This is a genomic window from Halobacillus alkaliphilus (genome assembly GCF_900113125.1).
GTDB lineage: Bacteria > Bacillota > Bacilli > Bacillales > Halobacillaceae > Halobacillus > Halobacillus alkaliphilus.
Genome location: NZ_FOOG01000054.1, coordinates 1 through 19891, shown reverse-complemented (window position 1 = coordinate 19891; position 19891 = coordinate 1). Strand labels below are relative to the sequence as shown.

The following is a 19891-nucleotide window of genomic DNA, read 5'->3' as shown; positions in this document are numbered from 1 at the left end:
CTGATGGTTCAGCGATTCTTTGGGGAATCGGTTACCGCATGTGTACGGCTTGTCCATCAGACCTCCCCGGGTAAAAGCATAAACTTCCTTTCCATATCCCCGCCTCATTTACTGCCTGCCCCTTTGGTCGTTGGGGTTTCGTCTTGTTATGCAGACTCACCCCAGACAGACAGCCTTTTATGAGATTTGTGTTCCTCGGGGCGGAAATTTGTCTCCGGCTTCCTTCAGATTTCAGGTCACCCTGGACACCCTTGCCTTTGACTAACGGCTACAACGACCTTCGCCGCTCGGGACTTGAACCCTAGAGTTTACACCCGTGCCGGGCACACATAAAAAACACTCTTGAATGATCAAGAGTGTCTACCTATATACGAAGGAAATAGATGAGCCAGGCACAAACCACATGCAAGGCGTCAACTATTCACCAGCGTAGTCAGACCAATTTACGGCGGTCCGGTAGAAACTCATGGGCCTTATTCCCAAAATTATACGGCGGTGTTACTAATTCTTAATTTTTCTCTATCTTACTAGGGAAGCCTATAGTTCGTCAACCCTATTTCCGAACATTTAGCATAAAAAATAACTTTAATGTTCGTTTATTCCCATTCAATTGTAGCCGGCGGCTTACTCGTTACGTCATAAACCACGCGGTTGATGTGATCAACCTGATTCACTATGCGGGTGGAGATTTTCTCCAGGACGTCCCAAGGAATACGGGCCCAATCGGACGTCATCCCATCAATGGATGTAACCGCACGAATACCGATCGTATAGTCATACGTTCGCTCATCGCCCATCACTCCTACGGATCGAATATCCGGAAGGACGGTGAAGTACTGCCAAATATCACGGTCAAGTCCAGCTTCCTTGATTTCTTCACGCAAAATCGCATCAGATTCACGAACGATTTTAAGCTTCTCTTCCGTAATCGCACCTAATACGCGAATCGCAAGTCCAGGTCCCGGGAATGGCTGGCGCCAAACGATATGTTCCGGCACACCAAGCTCGGTTCCAAGCGCACGCACTTCGTCTTTGAAGAGTGTATTCAAAGGCTCGATCAGCTGCAGTTCCATTTCCTCAGGAAGGCCACCGACATTGTGGTGCGATTTAATTGTTTGAGCCGTTTCCGTACCACTCTCAATAATATCGGTATAAAGAGTTCCCTGAGCGAGATAATCTATTTCCGTCAGCTTTTCTGCTTCGTCATCGAAGACGTAAATAAACTCATTACCAATGATTTTCCGCTTCTGTTCAGGGTCGGATACGCCTTCAAGCTTGCTTAGGAAGCGATCCTTCGCGTCTACCTTAATAATGTTCATATTGAACCCATCACCAAGCGTGCGCATCACGTCATCCGCTTCATTTTTCCGAAGCAGTCCGTGATCAACGAAAATACAAGTCAGCTGGTCTCCGATGGCACGGTGAATCAGCGCTGCAACAACAGAGGAATCTACGCCACCGCTTAACGCGCACAACACTTTACGATCCCCAACTTGATCGCGGATTTTCTCTACTTCCATTTCCACTACGTGCTCCATGGTCCAGTCATCCTTCGCATCGCATACATCAAATACGAAGCTGCGCAGGATATCATTTCCATACTCGGAATGACGCACTTCTGGGTGAAACTGAACACCGTACATATTAATTTCCCCATTGCTCATCGCAGCTACCGGGCAGGAAGGACTAGTCGCATCTACGACAAAGCCTTGAGGCGGGTCAATAACTTTGTCACTATGGCTCATCCAAACCGTCTGATTTCGGGGAGTTTTCTTAAAAATAATCGGATCTTCAGCTATGTTAATCTCTGCTTTTCCGTACTCGCGTTCATTCGCACGCTCCACTTTTCCTTTGAAATGGTGAGTCATCAGCTGCATGCCATAGCAAATGCCAAGCACCGGAATCCCCAGCTCAAACAGACCTTCGTCACAACGGAAGCTATGTTCTCCATAGACGCTGTTAGGTCCGCCAGAAAGAATAATTCCGCTTGGGTTCAGTTCCTTGATCTCTTCAACCGTCATCTTATGAGAATGAAGTTCACTATAAACCCCGAACTCACGTATACGGCGGGTAATTAATTGGTTATATTGACTTCCGAAATCCAGTACCAGGATCATACCTTGGACCTGCTCCATATCTTTCCACTCCTTTTCATTAGAAAAAAACGCACGACCAGGGGCCTATAAAAAAAGGATTCCCACCTTCCCGTTAAAATAATTCAGGCGAAGGCAGAAATCCATCCGTGCATATCTCGTCACGTGATCCCCACCTTCATAGTCAGGACATTTACGGTGCCCCGGTAGAGACTCTCGAGCCATATTCTCGAGGATATACGAAGGAAGAATGCGTCTAATTTCATTCATTCTATCAACGGTTCTGACAGGAATCAAGACAATGCTTTTTTAATTAAATTTTCCCATAATTCAGTGACTTTCGGCCAATGGGAACGGTGACTCTCATTTCTGTACAGAACACGCTCATAATCATTCGTTAAACGCCGCATGTCATTGGACTGGAAGTGACGATCGACGACAAAGGCATAGTCTCTTAGCGTCTGTTCGGGTTTACGCTTAAATCCTTTATGCTCCAGTACTTTTAGTAAATATTGGTAAGCTTTTTCATACGTTTCCTCGTCCTCTTTTTTACGATAGCGTCGAATGAGAAAAGCGGAGATCCACTTGTAACGGGTCACATACAGAACGAGTAAAGCAAGGATTAGAAAGGCAGCCAGAACATAAACCCATACATAGCTCTGTTCTGAATCGATGTTAACGGACTCAGAATCAGACGCTGCTTCCTGTTCTTCCATCTGCTGCGGGTTGCCCATATTGTCTTCCGGGGTTTCCGTATCGGAACCGGAAGCCGCTGAATCACTATCATCGGTTTCTACATCCGTATAGAAGTCCGCATTGTTTGTGAACCCTTTCGTTGGTTCAAAAGGAACCCAGCCCACATCAGGGAAATAAACTTCCACCCACGAATGCGCATTGCCGCTCGTGATTTCATATTTATTCTGGAGTTCATCGTTGTACGTAACATCCGTGGCATCAATTCGCTCTCCAGCTGTGAACCCTTTTACCCAGCGTGCTGGAATGCCTTCTGACCTCAGCATAACCACCATGGACGTGGAGAAGTTATCACAGTATCCGATTTGAGATTCGAATAAAAACTGGTTTACATAGTCCTCATTTTCATCAGGCACCGGTACATCAGTCGTTGAATATTCAAATCCATTCGATGAAAAATACGACTCTACAGCTTTTGCCTTATCGTATCGATTGTCCTCGTCTTCTACGATTTGACTGGCGAGGTTGCGCACTCGCCCCGGCAGGGAATCAGGAAGCTGCAAGTAGTTCTCTTTGATCTCTTCCGGGTCTTCGGTACTCGATTCACGCAGCTGATCATATTCAAAAGAAGGAAAATCATAGTTGATGACATATCTGTTCAATTTAGCCGGGGAGTCTCCTTTGAGTGTATCCATTTCACCGGTATTCTCATGAACTCGAAGCTGATACCCGTCACTAGTGTCAAGCGAAGTGGTGCCATATGGATACACCAGCTTTTGAAAATCAGCTGCACTAGTTAACTCGATAAGGGACTGCTGTTCTTCTATTTCGACTTCATCCGTAAAGGTTTGAAAAGGAATATTGTCAGGAGAAACCGTTTGGACCGGATCTTCCAATGTATCTTCCCAGCCTTTCCCGGTGTACGTATCTTTCGATTCAATTCTCCAGTACCTTTCTCCATCGGCCATGGCCGTAAAGACGCGAGTATCGTCCTGAATAAATGATCCTCCGAGACGACTATCATTTTCACCATAGCCTACCTTTTGGACGACACCGCTCCCTCCAGGTCCAGCACCCCCGGTAGCACTCTGGATAAAGGGAACGGGGTCCGGCCACTGCGGAGAAAGTTTAGGAGAAGCATAAGCCGCAACGGTTGAAAACAGGATAATCGCAATCAAAGGCAGCACCCATAAGTGACCTTTTTTAAACCCTCCCAAAGCAATCGATTCTTTATCCATCTCTTTGTGGAAGCTGGTAACACCAAGAGCAGCCATTGCCAAAACGAATGTGCGGATAATCGCCCATTTCCCGTCGTAGACGGTAAACGTATCCACCACCGTAACGTAAATAAGTGTAAGCAGTACGAACACGAACATACGGTTAGCCACTACGATCCAGTAAAATAGCAAGTAACTCATTAGCCATAATAAGATGAGGAAAAGCAGACTACGGAATAAAGGAGTCATCTGCCACCATTCCTGCGCCTGAATCACCTGGACATTAAAGATGATTTGATCATATAGGATAGAAAACCAATGGCCGCTGAAAATGGTTTCTGCAATATAGAGTCCGTCCAATATAAAGGCTAAGCCCAAGAGTTTGAGAGGCATAGATAAATACCACGGAACCTGAATAAAAGAAATAAAAAAACAAAACGTTGCATAAATAAAAAAGATCGTTACATTTTTCGTTTCCGTAATAGCTTCCAGAGGCAGAAGCCATTCACAGAATAATAGAAAACCAATTACATAAATCATAAGTTTAAACACAGTAGAGCGCTGGTCATTAATTGTATTAGGCATCAGGTACTCACCTCAAATTCTTGTCGAGTCAATTGCTCTTCTGATAATACTTGCACAACGATTCCCTGATTTTTTAACAGTTTAATGTGCTGATGGTCCTGAAAGCTCACCTGCTCTCGGGGGCGCACATAAAAAAAGACGAGACGCTTACTCTTTTTCGCTAATTTAACGAGGGATTGTTCCGTATTTTCATCTAAGTAATGACTGATCACTAAAGCGATCGTCCCAGAAGGAATCTGAGCCCGTTCACGGTCCAGCTGCTGCGAAAATGGCACTCGGCCAAGCGGCTTAATCTTAGCTAAGTGGCCTTGAATTTTATGGGTCTGTGAATGGTTCTGATGAAACGGAAAATACGCTCGTCCATCTCCAAGAGTCATAAAAGCAAGCTGCGAAGATTTTTTATGAAGTTCTTCTAATAAAGATGCAGTAAATTCAACGGAACCTTCAAAACTCAAAGGGTTCATAGTGGGGTGATAGACCGCATTCAAAATGATGAGCATATCGACGCTTTTTTCCTGCTCAAATTCTTTCGTCATCATTTGGTTCTTTTTAGCTGTAGTCTTCCAATCCACCCAGGCAAAGCGGTCGCCTTGCATATATTCACGAACACCTGTGACGACGTTCGTGTTTTTTTCATTGAGTTTAAAAGAGGGACTCGCTCCCTGTTCAAAGCTGTAAACACGTTCACGCAGCTTCACTGGACGCTTATAAGGAAAGACGAGAAGTTTATCCTCTTCCCGATACACGTGCTCTTTTTTTACAAACCCGAAAAAGTCCCCGGTTTTGATACGGAATGCCTTGAACTGGTGCTCCCCCCGCGGAAGCTTCTCAAGCTCATAATGGTAACGTAAATGTTGCTTGAACCAGGGGAACATGACTTTCTTCACAATTCTGTCCTGCTGAAATTCACTTGCCTTCTCCATATCTCTAAATTTATCTAGATGACGGTCCTGTTTCTTAAGGGACTCCGGGAGATACTCTTCAATGACGCAATAATAAATGGGAAAAGGGATTCTTCTTGTGAGTGTCACATCTATCTCAACACTTTCGCCTCCTGTGGCTACCCTTTTTGAAAGTTTACGTTCTACCTTCCAATCGTTTATTGGATAAAGAAGCACCCCTGTCATATAGACAAGAAAAGGAAGAAATGCGTAGAAGAGAAACCAGCTGACAAAGCCTCCCTGAAACATTGCATAAGAAAATAAAACAGCAAACAATGTCAATACAACGAGGAGTTTAGCCGTGAATTGAAGAGTCTGTCTCATTCACTAATATTCCTCTTTACAGGAATGGAGGTGGCGGAGAGCAGCTCTTCGATAATACTTTCAGGCGTTGCTCCTTCAAAATTCGCTTCAGAAGTAAGAATCATACGATGTGACAATACATAAGGGGCGAGGTACTGGACGTCATCGGGCACGACATAATCACGGTCGTGAACAAATGCATATGCTTTAGCAGCTTTCATGAGGGAGATCGATCCACGAGGGCTCACACCCAGATAGACACCTTCATGCTTCCGAGTGCCTGTAACTAAGTCAATAATGTAGCGGTTTACGGTTGTGTCCACATACACTTCTTCGACTTCTTTCTGTAAGGACACCAGTTCATCACGGGTGATTACAGACGAAATCTCGTTGATCGGGTGTCCGCCTGAGGTCCGGCTCAGCATCTCCATTTCCTGACTTGCAGTAGGGTATCCCATTTTCATCTTTAACAAAAAACGGTCCAACTGAGCTTCAGGCAGTGGATACGTTCCTTCATATTCGATGGGGTTCTGGGTAGCCATGACAAAGAAAGGATCTTTAAGAGGCACGGCGTTTCCATCCACCGTAATACTCGTTTCTTCCATACCTTCAAGCAAAGCGGATTGTGTTTTCGGAGAAGTACGGTTAATCTCATCTGCCAGTACAATATTTCCTAGAATAGGGCCAGGCTTAAATTCGAATTCCATTTCTTTCGGATTATATATAGAAACACCTGTAACGTCAGATGGCAGCAAATCTGGGGTAAATTGAATTCGTTTAAACTCACAATCTAAGGATTTAGCAAGGGTTTTTACAAGCATCGTCTTTCCTACGCCTGGGACATCTTCAAGCAGTACGTGCCCTTTAGCGAGCAAAGCTACAATGCTTAGTAAAGCCGCTTCTTCTTTCCCAATCATAACCTTATTAATATTTTTCATCACATCAGAAATCTTTGGCTGATATAAAAATGTTTGCTGATTCATTAGGTGTACCCCTCTCTTCCTAATTACACTATTGTCAGAATTCTCACGCTCATTCTAACTATACTACATCCAGAGACTCGGGACAAAATATGGAGTTGTACCTATCTATTAAAATCCCCCTCTTATCGGGATTTCAGTAACATTATGAATTTGTAAAAATCAGGATCTATTAAACCTGTTACTGTTTCAATAATCAAGTTATGAAACTAAAGGGCGGGTTACTTTAAGACTCAGTTTCGAAATATTCTGGGTCCGTTGCCATAAAAGAGTGAGAGTTGGCGGGGAAATAACTCGCTTTCCTGTGGGTAACGGCAAGCCTCCTCGGTCGTTATCCCTCCCTGTGGGGGGGTTCTCCTAGTTCCTTCAAGCAACATGGTGATTTTACACATTCAAAAATAAAAAAGTGGAAATCCATGATGAGGATCCCCACTTTTTTACTCCATATGACTTACTGCCACTGGATGCCCTGGCCTGATGGACCAGAGCTTCACCACCTAATCCTATACCTATACAAACCATCGTCTCTTTTTTTATAATTTCTCTTTAATTAAGATGGCTTGAATTAAAGATAACATAAATATACCTCTATGCCTATCTTTTTACAAATAAATACAAACCTTTTTTCACAACCTTCTTAAGCTGTTTTTTTCTCATAATAAATTGCCGTAATAAACCAGATTATCATTTCTATCATCTCTTAATCTTACACGTTCATTATATGGATAGAATCATGTACAATTTGAAGAAATTAGAATTAATTATTCAATCTGGAGGGATCAGAATGACTTACATAGCAGCATTCGACCTGGGAACATCTGCTCTAAAAGGAATTCTTTTAGATAGACAGGGTCACCGGGCGAGTGAACAGTCGATAGAAATTGAAACGAAGTATGGCCCAAACGGGGAAGTTGAACAACAGCCGGAACAATGGTGGCAGGCGCTTCAAACTATCCTTTCAATCTGGCAGGACACCACTCCCGAACGTGTAGAGGCCATCAAGGTAATTACATTTAGCGGCCAAATGGAAGATGTTATTCCGCTAGATCCTTCTGGAACAGCTTCTACAGCCATTCTTTATTCAGACACAAGAGCTGATCAAGAAGCACGGTTTATCCAATTAAAGAAGCCTTACCTTTCAAATATAACAGGGAATTCGATCCGCTCTTCTACTCCTTTCGCGAAATTACTATGGATGAAGAAGCATCAGCCAGATCAATATCAATCTGCAAAAGCCTTCGTATTCAGCGCGAAGGATTATCTCATCTATAAGCTCACAAATGAAGCAGTAACCGACCCGGTAACCGCAGCAACTTCAGGTCTAATGGACCTACATGAGCGGAGGTGGAGCGAGGAACTTCTTTCCGATTTTTTAATAGATGCCGTCAAGATGCCCCGCCTCCTTGAACCGGAACAAGAAGCAGGAAAGATAACGGATAAAGTCTCTCAATGGACAGGATTTTCTGTGGGCACACCTGTCTTGTGCGGCAGCGGGGATGCAGGTGCCGCTACGCTCGGTGCAGGTGCCCTTCACGAAGGTGATTTATATTTATACTTGGGAACTACGGGATGGGCAGCTGCTCCAACTGAAAAGAGGGTGAATAAGATAGACGGAGTTTTTACCCTTTCGCATCTGCCGGGAGGAACCAACATTTCCATCGCCCCGCTGTTGAACGCCGGAAACGTTCACAAGTGGGCCGTCCATATCTGGGGAGACCAGACTAAATTACCTTACGAGAAATTTGAAAAAATGGCCGCTGCCTCGCCAGCGGGTGCAAATGGCGTTCTCTTTTTGCCTTATCTGCACGGAGAACGGTTTCCGGTTATGGACCCTGAAGCTTCAGGTGCCTTCGTTGGGCTTCACCCAGCTGTCCAGAAATCCGATTTTACACGTGCAGTAGTGGAAGGATTATGCTTTTCCTGCTGCCAGGTGATTGAATCCCTCTCTGAAAAACAAGAAGGAATGATAACGATCATAGGAGGTGGAACGAGAAGCCGCGTCTGGACTCAAACACTCGCTGATATTTTGAATAGTCCGGTGAGAGTTCCAAATGAAAGTGAATACTCCACTGTACTTGGAGCTGCCTCGACTGCTTTCATCTGGATGGGCTGGGTAGAAGATTACGCTGAATTTACTGAAAAATATATCGTTCCCCAGGAAGCCGAAGTCTTCACCCCTGAACAAGAAAACCAGGAGACTTACAGATCCCAATACAAGCGTTACCTCAAGCTTTATCCAGGTCTTCAGGGTACCTATAACAACTGATTGACGTTATAAATAAAACGATTAACGGAGGCTCATGAAGGGAATTGTTAAAAAATTAAAATATTTTCCTGTTAATGTAATGAATTCCTTGTACATATTCTCTGACCTAGCCGAAGCAGTCTCTCAAGACTCGCCGCTTCCTATTTTAAAAATAGAAAGAGAGGGAACGTTATGTCTAAAGACAGCACTTTTAAAAGACGGCTGAAAAATGTCGGACCAGGCGCTATTGTGGCTGCGGCCATCATCGGACCAGGAACGGTCACGACAGCCAGTAATGTTGGAGCAGAATTTGGTTACGCTCTTATATGGGCGCTCGTTTTTTCTGTCATAGCCACCATGTTTCTACAGGAAATGGTAACAAGACTTGGCGTAATTACTCGCAAGGATTTAAGTACTATTTTAAGAGAACAGTTTTCCAATCCTGTATTAAAATGGCTCACGATTTTATTAATTATTTCTGCCATCGTGATTGGAAGTGCAGCCTATGAAGCTGGTAATATCGTGGGCGGAGCGCTCGGGATGGTAGCGATCACCGGCCTTCCTACTAAATTGGTTGCTATTTTGATTGGGGTCCTCGCCGGAATTCTCTTATGGATTGGCCAATATAAGGTGATTGAACGAGTATTTGTAGGACTTATTTTAATAATGACACTAAGCTTTGTGATCACTGCTATTGTAGTTCAGCCTGATTTCTCTGCCATATTCACAGAAGGATTCGTTCCTAAGGTTTCCTCCGGAAATACATTGTATGTCATTTCTTTAATAGGGACCACCATTGTCCCCTACACTCTGTTCTTGCAATCTTCTACCGTCCAAGAACGATTTAAAGGGGAAGAACAACTAAGCGACAGCCGCTTCGATGTGATTTTGACTATGGCAATATGCGGAATTATATCCGTTTCCATTATCATTACAGCTGCAGCAGCTTTTCCTTTAGGAACTTCCATTCAGGACCCTTCCTCAATGGCAGAGCAGTTGCAGCCGCTGCTTGGATCATGGGCTAAATACGTCTTTGCCATAGGGATTTTTGCTGCTGGAATTTCTTCCTCCATGACAGCTCCTCTGGCTGCTGCCTATGCCACAGCCGGAGCGCTGGGGTGGGAAAAAAATCTACGTTCAGCGAAATTCCGTGTAGTCTGGATGGTCGTGCTGCTCGTCGGTGTCATCTTTTCAAGTTTGGGCTATGATCCCATCCAGCTCATTGTCTTTTCCCAATATGCCAATGGATTGATTCTGCCGATTATCGTATTATTCTTAATGTTTGCCATGAATAATCGAAAAACACTGCACCAATACGTCAATCCAATCTGGATCAATATAGCAGGGTGGCTGATCTTTATCATTACGGTAACCTTATCCCTTATGTCGTTTGGAATATTCTAACCCCAAAACCCGTCCTCGGACGGGTTTTGATTATATCTATCTTTACTTAGATTAGAACCTAAAGATAAATTACATTATATGGATTTAATTACATTATATAGATGACCTGAGGTGGGAATATTAGGATGAGATTTATGACCGGTCATAGAATTCCATATGTGGTTTTTCTTGTTTATAATAGTTTAGCCTGTCTTCCAAAGTACCTGTATGAAATTCAAACTTGTGACCATCTGGGTCGGTGAAATAGATCGACTGTTTATCTTGTTCACTGCGCGGCCGTCCAGAAAGAATATTTACATTCAAAGCCACCAGTTTGTTATAAATTGCTTCATATTCAGAAGGTTCAATAGTAAAGGCGATATGAGTATAGGACTGGCTGATTTCATTACGGGGAATATTCTTTTCCACATTAAGCGCCAGCCACATCCCATTTAAATCAAAATAAGCCGTGTTTTCTCCTTTCACCAATAACTCTGCGCCAAAGACCTCACGGTAAAAATCTATAGATTTGTGTAAATTCGATACGGAAAATAGAAAATGATTTAATCCTTGAATGGACATAGATTCAACTCCTTCTATATTATCTATAGCTTTCAGCCTAGCGTTTACCTGCTTTTATAATCATAGTCGCCGGAAACTTGCGGGCTTTGTACAATGAATAATAGCGATCGGACACTTCTGCTTCTATTCCATCGTAGTTCTGCCCAGGCTCACTCTCTATGACTTCACCTATTAGAAATCCCGATTGAATTAACTGATTAAGATAAGTAGACATTTTCCGCTTATAGATCATCATATCCACCTCTTCCCCTTTAAAATTTTCCATGACTTTAACCCCTTCTTCCTGATAGGATCCCTCTAAGAGTAACCTTCCATTTTCACTAGTCATATGTGCATATAGAGGATGATCCCAGCTGAATATAAAGATCCCGCCTTTTTTTAAATAGGAATAAATGAGATCAAAGGTTGCCTGTAAATCTGTCGTCCATCCAATCGCATAGACCGAGTACACATAATCGAAATACTCCCTCGGCAGTCCAATATCAGTTTCCATCGCTCCACGGAATAAATGAGGGTTCAATCCTTGAAGTAGTAGAGTGGCCGCTTCGTTTTGCGTATTGGATAAATCGACTCCCCACAGTTCACTCGCCCCTTTAGCATTCATATAACGCAAGGAGTGCCCGCTGCCATAACCAATCTCAAGCACTTTTTTGCCTTGAAGATCTTCGAAAAGATGTAATTCTTCTTCGCTCTGAGCGAATGGACCATAGTTTGGCAAAGCATCCACGCCGGTGAAATGTGGCGCAACGATCTCCCAGCTTTCCTTATTTTGTTTTAGAATCTCTTTTGACACCATTATTCCCTCCTCTGTTATGTACACCTGCTTTTATACTATAACGTGAAGCCCCTCTGCCTGACCGTTCTTTTTTAAAAGTTTCTTTTTATAAACCCAGCAATAAAAAAGGTTACCAATAGGCAAAATATACCATATTACCCTTTTTATAGTTTCAACCCCTTCGGCAGCGTGAACGTATATAAGAAGAAATCTATTCCACAGAAAGGCGTGACTTTCCATGCAAGCACTTACCTATCAAGGAAAAGACCATGTTGAAGTAAAAGACGTTGAAGTTCCCAAAATTCAAAGAGGCGACGATATGATCGTCCGTATAACGGCAACAGGGATATGCGGATCAGATCTGCACCTTTATAAAAACGGAATTCCCCTGTCCGAAGATTACATTATCGGCCACGAACCTATGGGGATTGTGGAAGAAGTTGGACCCGAAGTGAAAAAAGTTAAAAAGGGAGACCGTGTAGTTATCCCGTTTAACGTCGGCTGCGGCGATTGCTTCTACTGCAATAACCAGATGGAAAGCCAGTGTGATAACTCTAACCCGCATAGCGACAATGGATCATTATTCGGTTATTCCGAACAATTCGGGAACTATCCTGGTGGTCAGGCGGAGTATCTTCGCGTTCCCTATGCTGATTTCACTTCCTTTGTCGTCCCGGAATCAAGTGAACTGGAAGACGAAAGTGTTCTCTTCCTGTCAGACGTAGTACCGACCGCGTATTGGAGTGTAGAACACAGCGGTGTGAAGCAAGATGATACGGTGGTTATCCTTGGCGCCGGACCAATCGGTCTGATGGCTCAGAAATTCGCCTGGAAAAAAGGAGCCAAGCGAGTGATTTCCATCGATCATGTTCCTCATCGACTTGAGCATGCGAAGAGAACCAACAACGTAGAAACGTACAACTTCGAAGAACATGATGAAATCGGCGGTTTCCTCCACGAATCAACCCAAGGCGGGGCCGATGTAGTCATTGATTGTGTAGGAATGGACGGCACCGTTGCTTCAAGCGATCACGGTCCTAGTGATGACCAGAATATCAGCCCGATTATTACAGCTTCGGAGTCAGTCCGGAAATTCGGAACCATTCAATTAACCGGTGTATATGGAATCAATGCGGATAATTTCCCAATTGGGGACTTGTTCGGTCGTAATGTTTCCTTAAAAATGGGGCAGGCTCCTGTCATTCACCTTATGCCGGAACTTTACAACATGATTGAAAACAATGAGTTTGACCCTACTGATATCATTACGCATAAAATGGACCTGAAAGATGCACCTAAGGCTTATGATATTTTTGATAAGAAATCAGATGACAACATTAAAGTTGTCCTTAAGCCCTAAAATGAAAAGCAGCAAGTCCAGCACTTGCTGCTTTTCTACATTGTTTTAGTAAAAAGGAATCGGCTTTTTTTCAGTTCAGCTTCTTTCCATTTTTCAAAAACTAACCTATCCATTAATTGATACTTAAAGGAGAGATTATATGAGGCGTCTACTTCCCTTACTAATTATTTGTTTAGCCGTACTTGCTCTATCTGCATGCACAGAAAATGAAGACAGTGCCAGAGATTCTGGAAACAATGGAGACGAATCCGTCGAAACAAATGCGGACGGTAATGGAGAAAGTGAGAAAACTTCAGAGGAAAAAGAGTCTAGTGAAAATAGTGAATCTGAAGGTAACAGCGAGGCCCAGTCAGAGAACGACTCTAGTAAAACCATCTCTGTACAGATGATGAATACGGAAGGCAGAGAGATGGGCAAAGCTGAACTCACACAAGCTGATAACGCTGTAAAAATTGATTTCAGTGCATCGGATATTCCACCGGGCACTCACGGATTCCACATCCATGAAAAAGGCATGTGCGAAGGACCAGATTTTAAATCAGCAGGCGGTCACTTTAACCCGACCAACGTCAGTCATGGAACAGAATCGGAGGATGGCCCCCATGCAGGAGATCTTCCTAATCTTGAAGTATCCGAAGAAGGTTCTATTAAAAAAGAACTGACGGCGGAACGGGTTACTTTGGAAGAAGGCCAGGAGAATTCCCTCCTGAAGGAAGGCGGAACGGCTCTCGTTATTCATGCTGGAGCTGATGATCAAGAATCTCAGCCTTCAGGTGATGCGGGCCAAAGAATTGCGTGCGGTGAAATCACTGAATAATTATCATCCATTATAAAAAGCCCCTGGCACTCAGGGGCTTTCTTAGTTGTGTTTATGCTCTTTCATATCTAAAGGCAGTTGCACATGAAACGAATGAATTGTCCCGTCTGTTTCGAGCCATTTATTCCCGTCGTGCTTTTCCACAATTTCCTTGCTGATCGCTAATCCAAGCCCAGATCCCCCAATGGTACGTGTTCGCGATGGGTCGACCTGATAGAACCGTTCAAAAATTTTACTTTGTTCCCCAGCAGGAATAGGGCTTCCAGGACCTGAGACAGTTAACGTATAGAACGAATCATCTGCTTCCCCTTTTACCTCTACTGGGGAGCGTCCTTGATAATAATGCAGGGCGTTATTTAACAGATTGGTTACCACTTGCTGGATACCCTGCTGATTAATCATGATCACTTGAGGAGAAGCATGAACGATTAAATCAATTCCCCTTCGCTCATATTCGATCTCGAACAGCTGTACCACTTGCCGGATAAACTTATCCATGGCTGTGTACTGCTTGGTTATGTTACTTTCTCCATCGTTTCTGCCCCATTTCTTCACTTCATCCAGCCCTTGAACCAACTGAGTGACCCGCTCTGTTTCTTCAGCGAGAGACTTATAAATGTCCTTATCTCCCTGGATTACTCCTTTATTAAGTGCTTCCAAATAACCTTGTAAATTTGAAAGCGGAGTCCTCAGCTCGTGAGAGAGATCATGAAGCATTTGGTTTCTACTGCTCTCCTGCTGTTCAAGCAGAGAATTTAAATGATTCACATGGTGAACCAGTTCTCCTATTTCGTCCCGGGACCGAGCCGTCAACTGCGTAGGATACTCCCCTTTTTTCATCGTTTGAATGGCGCGCGAGAGTTCATTGACAGGCTCAAGCATTCGCTTCGTTATAACGGAATAGAAGAAGGCACCTATTATAATAAGAAGCAGCGTAATGATCCACACATAGGAAGACAAGGTGGAATTAAAGGACGTCTGGGTCTGTCCCTCGACGCCAGCTACGTTCGAAGCCAAGAAACAAGCGGTTCGATAGAGGAGGAAGCCTGTAAGAATAACAACCGCAGCAAGCATGGCTATATTGGCCATAGTGAGTTTAACCCACAGCTTCTGAGTTAAGCTCCTTTTAATTTTGAACAAATTTATACCCCATTCCTCTCACGGTAAGAATCCGTTCAGGCTTAGCTGGGTCCCGCTCGATTTTTCTGCGCAGTTTCTTTATATGGGCATCAATCGTACGCCCCATAATCTCTGCTTCTCCATACGGATGGATTTGCTGGACCAGTTGTTCTCTTGTAAATACATGTTCGGCATTTTCCATTAAAAAATAAAGCAAGTTGAACTCATAATGGGTTAATTCGAGCAGGCGGTCATTCAGCCACACCTCTCCTTTTCGAGGTTTGATCACAAGGCCATTAGATACAATCTTTTGACAGAGCCGCCCCGTTCGACGAAGTACAGCTTCCACATGTGCCATTAGTTCTTCAGGACTGAACGGTTTCGTCACGTAGTCATCTGCCCCCAGCTTCAAGCCGCTAATCTTATCATCCGTTTTGGCTTTCGCCGAGAGCATAATCACTCCAGGATCATCTTCCCGTCCTTCCTTCACCCACTGACAGAATTCTTCCCCGCTGACTTTTGGAAGCATCAGATCGAGAATAATCAAGCATGGTTTCCGTTCGCCATATAGACGCATTGCTTCTTCGCCATCATAAGCCTGAAGTGCCTCATAACCACTGTTTTTCACATATAAAGCAACGAGATTTGAGATTTTCGGATCATCTTCTACAATTAAAATTTCCGGTTTCATATAACGTACTCTCTCCTATAATTCCTCCAGTCGCTGAAGCATCATGTCATAGTTCATCGCTCCAAGCATCACGGAATCAATTTTTCCATCTTCGTCTACGAACACCGAAGTAGGAACGGGATTAATCTGATACTTATTGGCTACTTCCACTTTTTTGTCTAATAAGATCGGAAAAGATAAATTAAATTCGTCTCTGAACTCCTGAACCTCTTTTAAACCGGATTCGGTTTCCGTCAGATTTACAGCTAAGATGACAATATCTTCATTCTGATAAAATTTCTCCATATCAGGCATTTCCGCCCGGCAAGGAGGACACCAGGTAGCCCAAAAGTTAATCATCACTTTTTTACCCCGATAATCGGATAAAGATACCTCTTCTCCCTCAAGTGTCTGAAGAGTAAAGTCAGGGGCCTGCTGACCTTTTTCAAGTCCCGTATTCCCGTTTTCTGCCCCATTCGAAAGTTCATCTGTTTCTCCCGTGGTAACCGTCGTCCCCTCTTCTTCAGGGTCAGAACTCGCTTTACCCTGATAAGCAAAATCATAGATCGCCCAGCCGAATAAAGCCGTCACAGCCAATATAATGATCCAGCGTTTCATAACTTGTCTCCTTTCATATTAAAAAATAATTCCTAAATTGGAAAGCCAGGTATCTTGTACGAGATTCAGCAGAAAGGTCGAAATCCTCGTCATATACCCGGTATATAAAAGTGCTCCTGCCATAATCATCATGGCTCCACCAGCTTTCATAATCTGAGTGCTGTATTTCAAAATGACTCGTGTAGATCCCAGGAAGAAGGAAAAAGCAAGAAAAGGCAGAATAAATCCAAGAACATACACGAAGGTGTACAGCACTCCCTGTGCAGGCTGGCTTGCGGCAAGCATAAGAATGGAGGCAAAAATAGGCCCGATACACGGTGTCCACCCTGCCGCAAATCCCATTCCCGCAAACCAGGTGCCGGCATAACTAAACGAACGGCGCGGTTTAAAGCTCATTCGCTTTTCACTCATAAACCAATTAATTTTAAGCCAGCCAGCTACAAAAAAGCCCATCAGAATAATAAATACACCCGCAATCCGCTGCAGTAAAAGGCCTGATTCGCCTGACAAAAATCCTTGAATCAGGTTTCCTAAGTATGAAGCCCCAATCCCCAGCGTCAAAAATACGGTCGATACTCCTAACAGAAAAAACACTGAATGCAGAAGCAGCTTCCTTTTTACCTTGGCACTCTGATCCTCTTTAATCTCTTTCACACTCATTCCGGTTATGTAGGACAAATACGCCGGAAACAAAGGAAGTGTGCATGGAGATAAAAATGAAATGACTCCAGCTCCGAAAGCAAGCCATATCGTTACATCGACCGACATGATACCTCTCTCCTCTTCTCTAAATTCCATAACAAAAACACCGCGAGGCTGGTCACTACATAAAACCACGGATCCATACGATATCCCATTAAATCAGTGGGTCCGCCTACCCATGCAGAAGCTGCAGCACTAATAGAAAAAAGAACGCTTATTATAAGAACCTGCCTGGATAGCAGCAAGGCTGCCAGATACACAAAAAACAGAACTAGTTCGACCAGTCCACCTCGCTCGAGCAGCAATTGGGAAAGTAATGTAAAAAAGAAAAAACTGCAAGCGAGCAGAAGAATATACTCGCGCATGAAAGTCTGATGCTTCTCTTTTCTGCGAAATTCTGTGCTGATCGTCAGCAGAGAAGCTAAGTAAAATTCCAGGGTCCCGCTTGGGTACGCTAATACGGAAAGTGGATACTCCAGCACAAGAGGCCAGGTCGTCAGAAGTTTCACCCCAATAAACCATAAAGCCCACGTCACGAGCACAGAGCTAAACTGCTCTAGTGCCCTTTTCTTGTGAACCGTATCCTTCGAAACAGCCAGCCACATGATCAAGGCAGCAATTACTAATGAAGCAACTCGAATAATTGTTACGGGTTGAATAGTCATCTTTCATACCTCTACTTTTATTGAATTGAATTCCATCATACCTCACTTCTGTGAAAATATGATGAACACACATAAACATATATCATTTACAATATTTGTATGACCTGAGGTGCTAAAATATGGATGACCTGAGGTGGAAGTATTTGTATAACACTCAAAAAAAGCCCTCTCCGAGTTTCCTCAACTTGGAGAGGGCTTACCTTTTTAGTTATATTCTTTCTTAATATCCTTTGTACTTCTAACGGTATCAATTGGTCGTACCGCTTGTTCAATCTCTTCTCGTTTAGGCTCAAGCATTGGAGGCAGCGACAGCATTTCGCCCAGAGTTTCATATGGTTCATCTCCCATAAACCCTGGACCATCGGTCGCAAACTCAAACAAAATTTGTGGTGCTACACCGGCATATAAGGATTCGAAATAATGGCGGTTTACGTAGCCAGAGGTCCTAAATCCAAATCGCGGCATACGGTCAATCCATTCATTCAGTGCCTCTCGATCCTCTACACGAAAAGCCGCATGGTGCACCGTACCGTAACCCTGACGAGAGGAAGGCATTTGATCATTATGCTCCACTACTACCTGAGCACCATTACCTCCTTGCCCTGCTTCAAATAGATGAAAAGGACCTTCATTGGCAATTTCTTTGAACAGGAGAACCTTTTCCAGCACTTCTTTAAAATAATCAAAATCTGCAATCCTAACATGCAACGGTCCAAGCCCAGTTATGCCATACTCCAGTGGAATCGGACCATTCTGCCAAGGAGTCCCCGCGGGTACCCCTGTGTTATTTTCATCGGAGACGAGTTCGTATGCTTGTTCATCAAAGTCTGTAAACGGCAGCACTTTCTTTCCAAAATTCTCTTTAATTCCCTCGTGTTGAACTTCTAATCGGTCGAACCGCTTCACCCAGTACTCGAGCGCTTCATCACTGGGCACCCGGAAGGAAGTTTTAGATATTTCATTCGTTCCGTGTTCACCTTTGGGTATTCCTGGAAAATCAAAAAATGTCATATCTGTTCCCGGACTCCCTTTATCATCCGCAAAAAACAAGTGGTATGTCTGAATATCATCCTGATTGACCGTTTTCTTCACCAGCCGCATTCCTAGTACATATGTGAAAAATTCATAATTCTTTTCCGCACTGCTGGTAATAGCGGTAACATGGTGCAAGCCCTTCAATTCGTTCATTTCATACCCTCCGTTGACTTAAAATAATTTATCTCAATTTCAAGATAAATATAATATGAATACAAGTAAATGTCAATTTATAGAGGCTTCAACAGGCTTTAGTAATCATAGTATGCTGTTCGAACTATATCTCCTTAATTCCTACCACTTCCTCATTCATCCATATCTGACGAATCTCCTATTTTCCATTTTTATGTATAAATTACGTTTTAACCCAATCATTCTATGGTACATACATTATATAAGAAAAGGACAGCCTAATTTATTCAGGAGGTGGAGCAACATGGCACAAAACACTTATAAGACAGGCGAAAAAGCGCCAGAATCAGGTACTTACAAGGTACAAAGCTTAGTCAGTGGAGGTTCTTCAAATCAGGACAATACTGAAGTGAAAGTGGAAAAAGGTGAACAGTTCCCCCCTTCTCCTTCAAGTAATGAAGCGGCCCACTGGGTAAAAACGTCGTAATCAGCAAACGTAAGATAGACCGGATCCAAGGGAAACCTTGATCCGGTCTTTTCTATTCATTCGTAGTAAATGATTGACTTAAATAAGAATCTTCTTAAACAATAGGGCCGAATAGTTGAAGACTCAGTTTCGAGATATTGTGTGGAGAAAGGGGCGGAAGGGAACGGCTCGCTTTCCGCGGTAGAGTAGAGAACTGATTTCAAAAGGGATTTCTCCCCTTTTACTTTCAGCTCCCCCTCATCAAACCGTACGTGAGGTTCTCCCTCATACGGCTTTCCGATGTTCTTCTTTCTTTGGCATTACGGTTACCCTACTTGGCTAAGCACACCAGTTGATACTGGGTTTGTTTCTTTACTTCCTCCAAATGACCATGAAGATTTCGGCGCTGTCTTTTCTTGTTGTTAAACAGAGCTAGACGTTTCAAAACATACCAGTCAATTCGATTCAGCCACTTCTTCGAGGCTGACGACAGACGATAATAGTTCTTAA

The 19891-nt window shown here is 43.5% G+C and carries 17 protein-coding genes and 2 riboswitches; of the genes, 5 read left to right on the top strand and 12 right to left on the bottom strand.

Annotated elements, in window-relative coordinates:
- Positions 1 to 410: 410 nt before the first annotated feature.
- A riboswitch (purine riboswitch) is annotated at positions 411 to 513 on the bottom strand.
- A gap of 83 nt (positions 514 to 596) precedes the next feature.
- The 4 genes from guaA to BMZ06_RS18540 all read right to left on the bottom strand — a co-directional run bounded on the left by guaA (position 597) and on the right by BMZ06_RS18540 (position 6815).
- A complete protein-coding gene (gene guaA / locus BMZ06_RS18555; RefSeq protein ID WP_089754425.1) occupies positions 597 to 2135 on the bottom strand; it encodes a glutamine-hydrolyzing GMP synthase in 1539 nt (512 codons plus the stop codon).
- A gap of 119 nt (positions 2136 to 2254) precedes the next feature.
- A riboswitch (purine riboswitch) is annotated at positions 2255 to 2356 on the bottom strand.
- A gap of 30 nt (positions 2357 to 2386) precedes the next feature.
- A complete protein-coding gene (locus tag BMZ06_RS18550; protein ID WP_089754423.1) occupies positions 2387 to 4588 on the bottom strand; it encodes a transglutaminase TgpA family protein in 2202 nt (733 codons plus the stop codon).
- Positions 4588 to 5853 (bottom strand): DUF58 domain-containing protein, encoded by a 1266-nt coding sequence (locus tag BMZ06_RS18545; protein ID WP_089754421.1) that lies wholly within the window; start codon positions 5851 to 5853, stop codon positions 4588 to 4590. The genes BMZ06_RS18550 and BMZ06_RS18545 overlap by 1 nt, the downstream gene beginning before the upstream one ends.
- The gene (locus BMZ06_RS18540) at positions 5850 to 6815 is read right to left on the bottom strand and encodes an AAA family ATPase (RefSeq protein WP_089754419.1); all 966 of its coding nucleotides are present in this window, start codon (positions 6813 to 6815) and stop codon (positions 5850 to 5852) included. The genes BMZ06_RS18545 and BMZ06_RS18540 overlap by 4 nt, the downstream gene beginning before the upstream one ends.
- A 781-nt stretch (positions 6816 to 7596) precedes the next feature.
- Here BMZ06_RS18540 and BMZ06_RS18535 point away from each other — a divergent pair.
- Together BMZ06_RS18535 and BMZ06_RS18530 are read left to right on the top strand one after the other, a co-directional pair.
- Positions 7597 to 9078, top strand: coding sequence for a xylulokinase (locus tag BMZ06_RS18535; protein WP_175477928.1), 1482 nt, complete (start codon positions 7597 to 7599; stop codon positions 9076 to 9078).
- Positions 9079 to 9249: 171 nt separating this feature from the next.
- The gene (locus BMZ06_RS18530) at positions 9250 to 10461 is read left to right on the top strand and encodes an Nramp family divalent metal transporter (RefSeq protein ID WP_089754414.1); all 1212 of its coding nucleotides are present in this window, start codon (positions 9250 to 9252) and stop codon (positions 10459 to 10461) included.
- A gap of 132 nt (positions 10462 to 10593) precedes the next feature.
- On the opposite strand, the gene fosM is transcribed toward BMZ06_RS18530, so the two are convergent.
- Positions 10594 to 11022: a FosM family fosfomycin resistance protein gene (gene fosM / locus BMZ06_RS18525; protein WP_089754412.1), complete on the bottom strand. Its 429-nt coding sequence runs from the start codon at positions 11020 to 11022 to the stop codon at positions 10594 to 10596.
- 37 nt (positions 11023 to 11059) lie between these two features.
- Positions 11060 to 11818 carry a class I SAM-dependent methyltransferase gene (locus BMZ06_RS18520; RefSeq protein WP_139205859.1) on the bottom strand — a complete coding sequence of 253 codons (759 nt, stop codon included), beginning with the start codon at positions 11816 to 11818 and terminating at the stop codon, positions 11060 to 11062.
- A gap of 217 nt (positions 11819 to 12035) precedes the next feature.
- Here BMZ06_RS18520 and BMZ06_RS18510 point away from each other — a divergent pair, with 217 nt between their 5' ends.
- Positions 12036 to 13157: a zinc-dependent alcohol dehydrogenase gene (locus BMZ06_RS18510; RefSeq protein WP_089754408.1), complete on the top strand. Its 1122-nt coding sequence runs from the start codon at positions 12036 to 12038 to the stop codon at positions 13155 to 13157.
- 139 nt (positions 13158 to 13296) lie between these two features.
- Positions 13297 to 13974, top strand: coding sequence for a superoxide dismutase family protein (locus BMZ06_RS18505; protein ID WP_089754406.1), 678 nt, complete (start codon positions 13297 to 13299; stop codon positions 13972 to 13974).
- Between the two features lie 42 nt (positions 13975 to 14016).
- Here BMZ06_RS18505 and BMZ06_RS18500 read toward each other — a convergent pair whose 3' ends face one another.
- From BMZ06_RS18500 to BMZ06_RS18475, 6 genes are all read right to left on the bottom strand, one after another.
- A complete protein-coding gene (locus BMZ06_RS18500; RefSeq protein ID WP_089754403.1) occupies positions 14017 to 15114 on the bottom strand; it encodes a sensor histidine kinase in 1098 nt (365 codons plus the stop codon).
- Positions 15101 to 15784, bottom strand: a complete 684-nt coding sequence (locus BMZ06_RS18495) for a response regulator transcription factor (RefSeq protein ID WP_089754401.1) — start codon at positions 15782 to 15784, stop codon at positions 15101 to 15103. The genes BMZ06_RS18500 and BMZ06_RS18495 overlap by 14 nt, the downstream gene beginning before the upstream one ends.
- 15 nt (positions 15785 to 15799) lie before the next feature.
- Positions 15800 to 16381 carry a redoxin domain-containing protein gene (locus BMZ06_RS18490; RefSeq protein ID WP_089754399.1) on the bottom strand — a complete coding sequence of 194 codons (582 nt, stop codon included), beginning with the start codon at positions 16379 to 16381 and terminating at the stop codon, positions 15800 to 15802.
- Positions 16382 to 16399: 18 nt separating this feature from the next.
- Positions 16400 to 17149 (bottom strand): cytochrome c biogenesis CcdA family protein, encoded by a 750-nt coding sequence (locus BMZ06_RS18485; protein ID WP_089754397.1) that lies wholly within the window; start codon positions 17147 to 17149, stop codon positions 16400 to 16402.
- A complete protein-coding gene (locus BMZ06_RS18480) occupies positions 17134 to 17748 on the bottom strand; it encodes a hypothetical protein (RefSeq protein ID WP_089754395.1) in 615 nt (204 codons plus the stop codon). The genes BMZ06_RS18485 and BMZ06_RS18480 overlap by 16 nt, the downstream gene beginning before the upstream one ends.
- A gap of 204 nt (positions 17749 to 17952) precedes the next feature.
- Positions 17953 to 18936: a ring-cleaving dioxygenase gene (locus BMZ06_RS18475; protein ID WP_089754393.1), complete on the bottom strand. Its 984-nt coding sequence runs from the start codon at positions 18934 to 18936 to the stop codon at positions 17953 to 17955.
- A gap of 283 nt (positions 18937 to 19219) precedes the next feature.
- Here BMZ06_RS18475 and BMZ06_RS18470 point away from each other — a divergent pair, with 283 nt between their 5' ends.
- The gene (locus BMZ06_RS18470) at positions 19220 to 19402 is read left to right on the top strand and encodes a YjzC family protein (protein ID WP_089754391.1); all 183 of its coding nucleotides are present in this window, start codon (positions 19220 to 19222) and stop codon (positions 19400 to 19402) included.
- Positions 19403 to 19891: the final 489 nt, after the last annotated feature.

What these genes read in the sequence shown, in the direction of transcription:
- BMZ06_RS18475 (WP_089754393.1), bottom strand. Translation starts at nt 18,936, where the DNA reads ATGAACGAATTGAAGGGCTTGCACCATGTTACCGCTATTACCAGCAGT.
- fosM (WP_089754412.1), bottom strand. Translation starts at nt 11,022, where the DNA reads ATGTCCATTCAAGGATTAAATCATTTTCTATTTTCCGTATCGAATTTA.
- BMZ06_RS18495 (WP_089754401.1), bottom strand. Translation starts at nt 15,784, where the DNA reads ATGAAACCGGAAATTTTAATTGTAGAAGATGATCCGAAAATCTCAAAT.
- BMZ06_RS18540 (WP_089754419.1), bottom strand. Translation starts at nt 6,815, where the DNA reads ATGAATCAGCAAACATTTTTATATCAGCCAAAGATTTCTGATGTGATG.
- BMZ06_RS18550 (WP_089754423.1), bottom strand. Translation starts at nt 4,588, where the DNA reads ATGCCTAATACAATTAATGACCAGCGCTCTACTGTGTTTAAACTTATG.
- BMZ06_RS18510 (WP_089754408.1), top strand. Translation starts at nt 12,036, where the DNA reads ATGCAAGCACTTACCTATCAAGGAAAAGACCATGTTGAAGTAAAAGAC.
- BMZ06_RS18485 (WP_089754397.1), bottom strand. Translation starts at nt 17,149, where the DNA reads ATGTCGGTCGATGTAACGATATGGCTTGCTTTCGGAGCTGGAGTCATT.
- BMZ06_RS18490 (WP_089754399.1), bottom strand. Translation starts at nt 16,381, where the DNA reads ATGAAACGCTGGATCATTATATTGGCTGTGACGGCTTTATTCGGCTGG.
- BMZ06_RS18545 (WP_089754421.1), bottom strand. Translation starts at nt 5,853, where the DNA reads ATGAGACAGACTCTTCAATTCACGGCTAAACTCCTCGTTGTATTGACA.
- BMZ06_RS18505 (WP_089754406.1), top strand. Translation starts at nt 13,297, where the DNA reads ATGAGGCGTCTACTTCCCTTACTAATTATTTGTTTAGCCGTACTTGCT.
- BMZ06_RS18470 (WP_089754391.1), top strand. Translation starts at nt 19,220, where the DNA reads ATGGCACAAAACACTTATAAGACAGGCGAAAAAGCGCCAGAATCAGGT.
- guaA (WP_089754425.1), bottom strand. Translation starts at nt 2,135, where the DNA reads ATGGAGCAGGTCCAAGGTATGATCCTGGTACTGGATTTCGGAAGTCAA.
- BMZ06_RS18535 (WP_175477928.1), top strand. Translation starts at nt 7,597, where the DNA reads ATGACTTACATAGCAGCATTCGACCTGGGAACATCTGCTCTAAAAGGA.
- BMZ06_RS18520 (WP_139205859.1), bottom strand. Translation starts at nt 11,818, where the DNA reads ATGGTGTCAAAAGAGATTCTAAAACAAAATAAGGAAAGCTGGGAGATC.
- BMZ06_RS18480 (WP_089754395.1), bottom strand. Translation starts at nt 17,748, where the DNA reads ATGACTATTCAACCCGTAACAATTATTCGAGTTGCTTCATTAGTAATT.
- BMZ06_RS18530 (WP_089754414.1), top strand. Translation starts at nt 9,250, where the DNA reads ATGTCTAAAGACAGCACTTTTAAAAGACGGCTGAAAAATGTCGGACCA.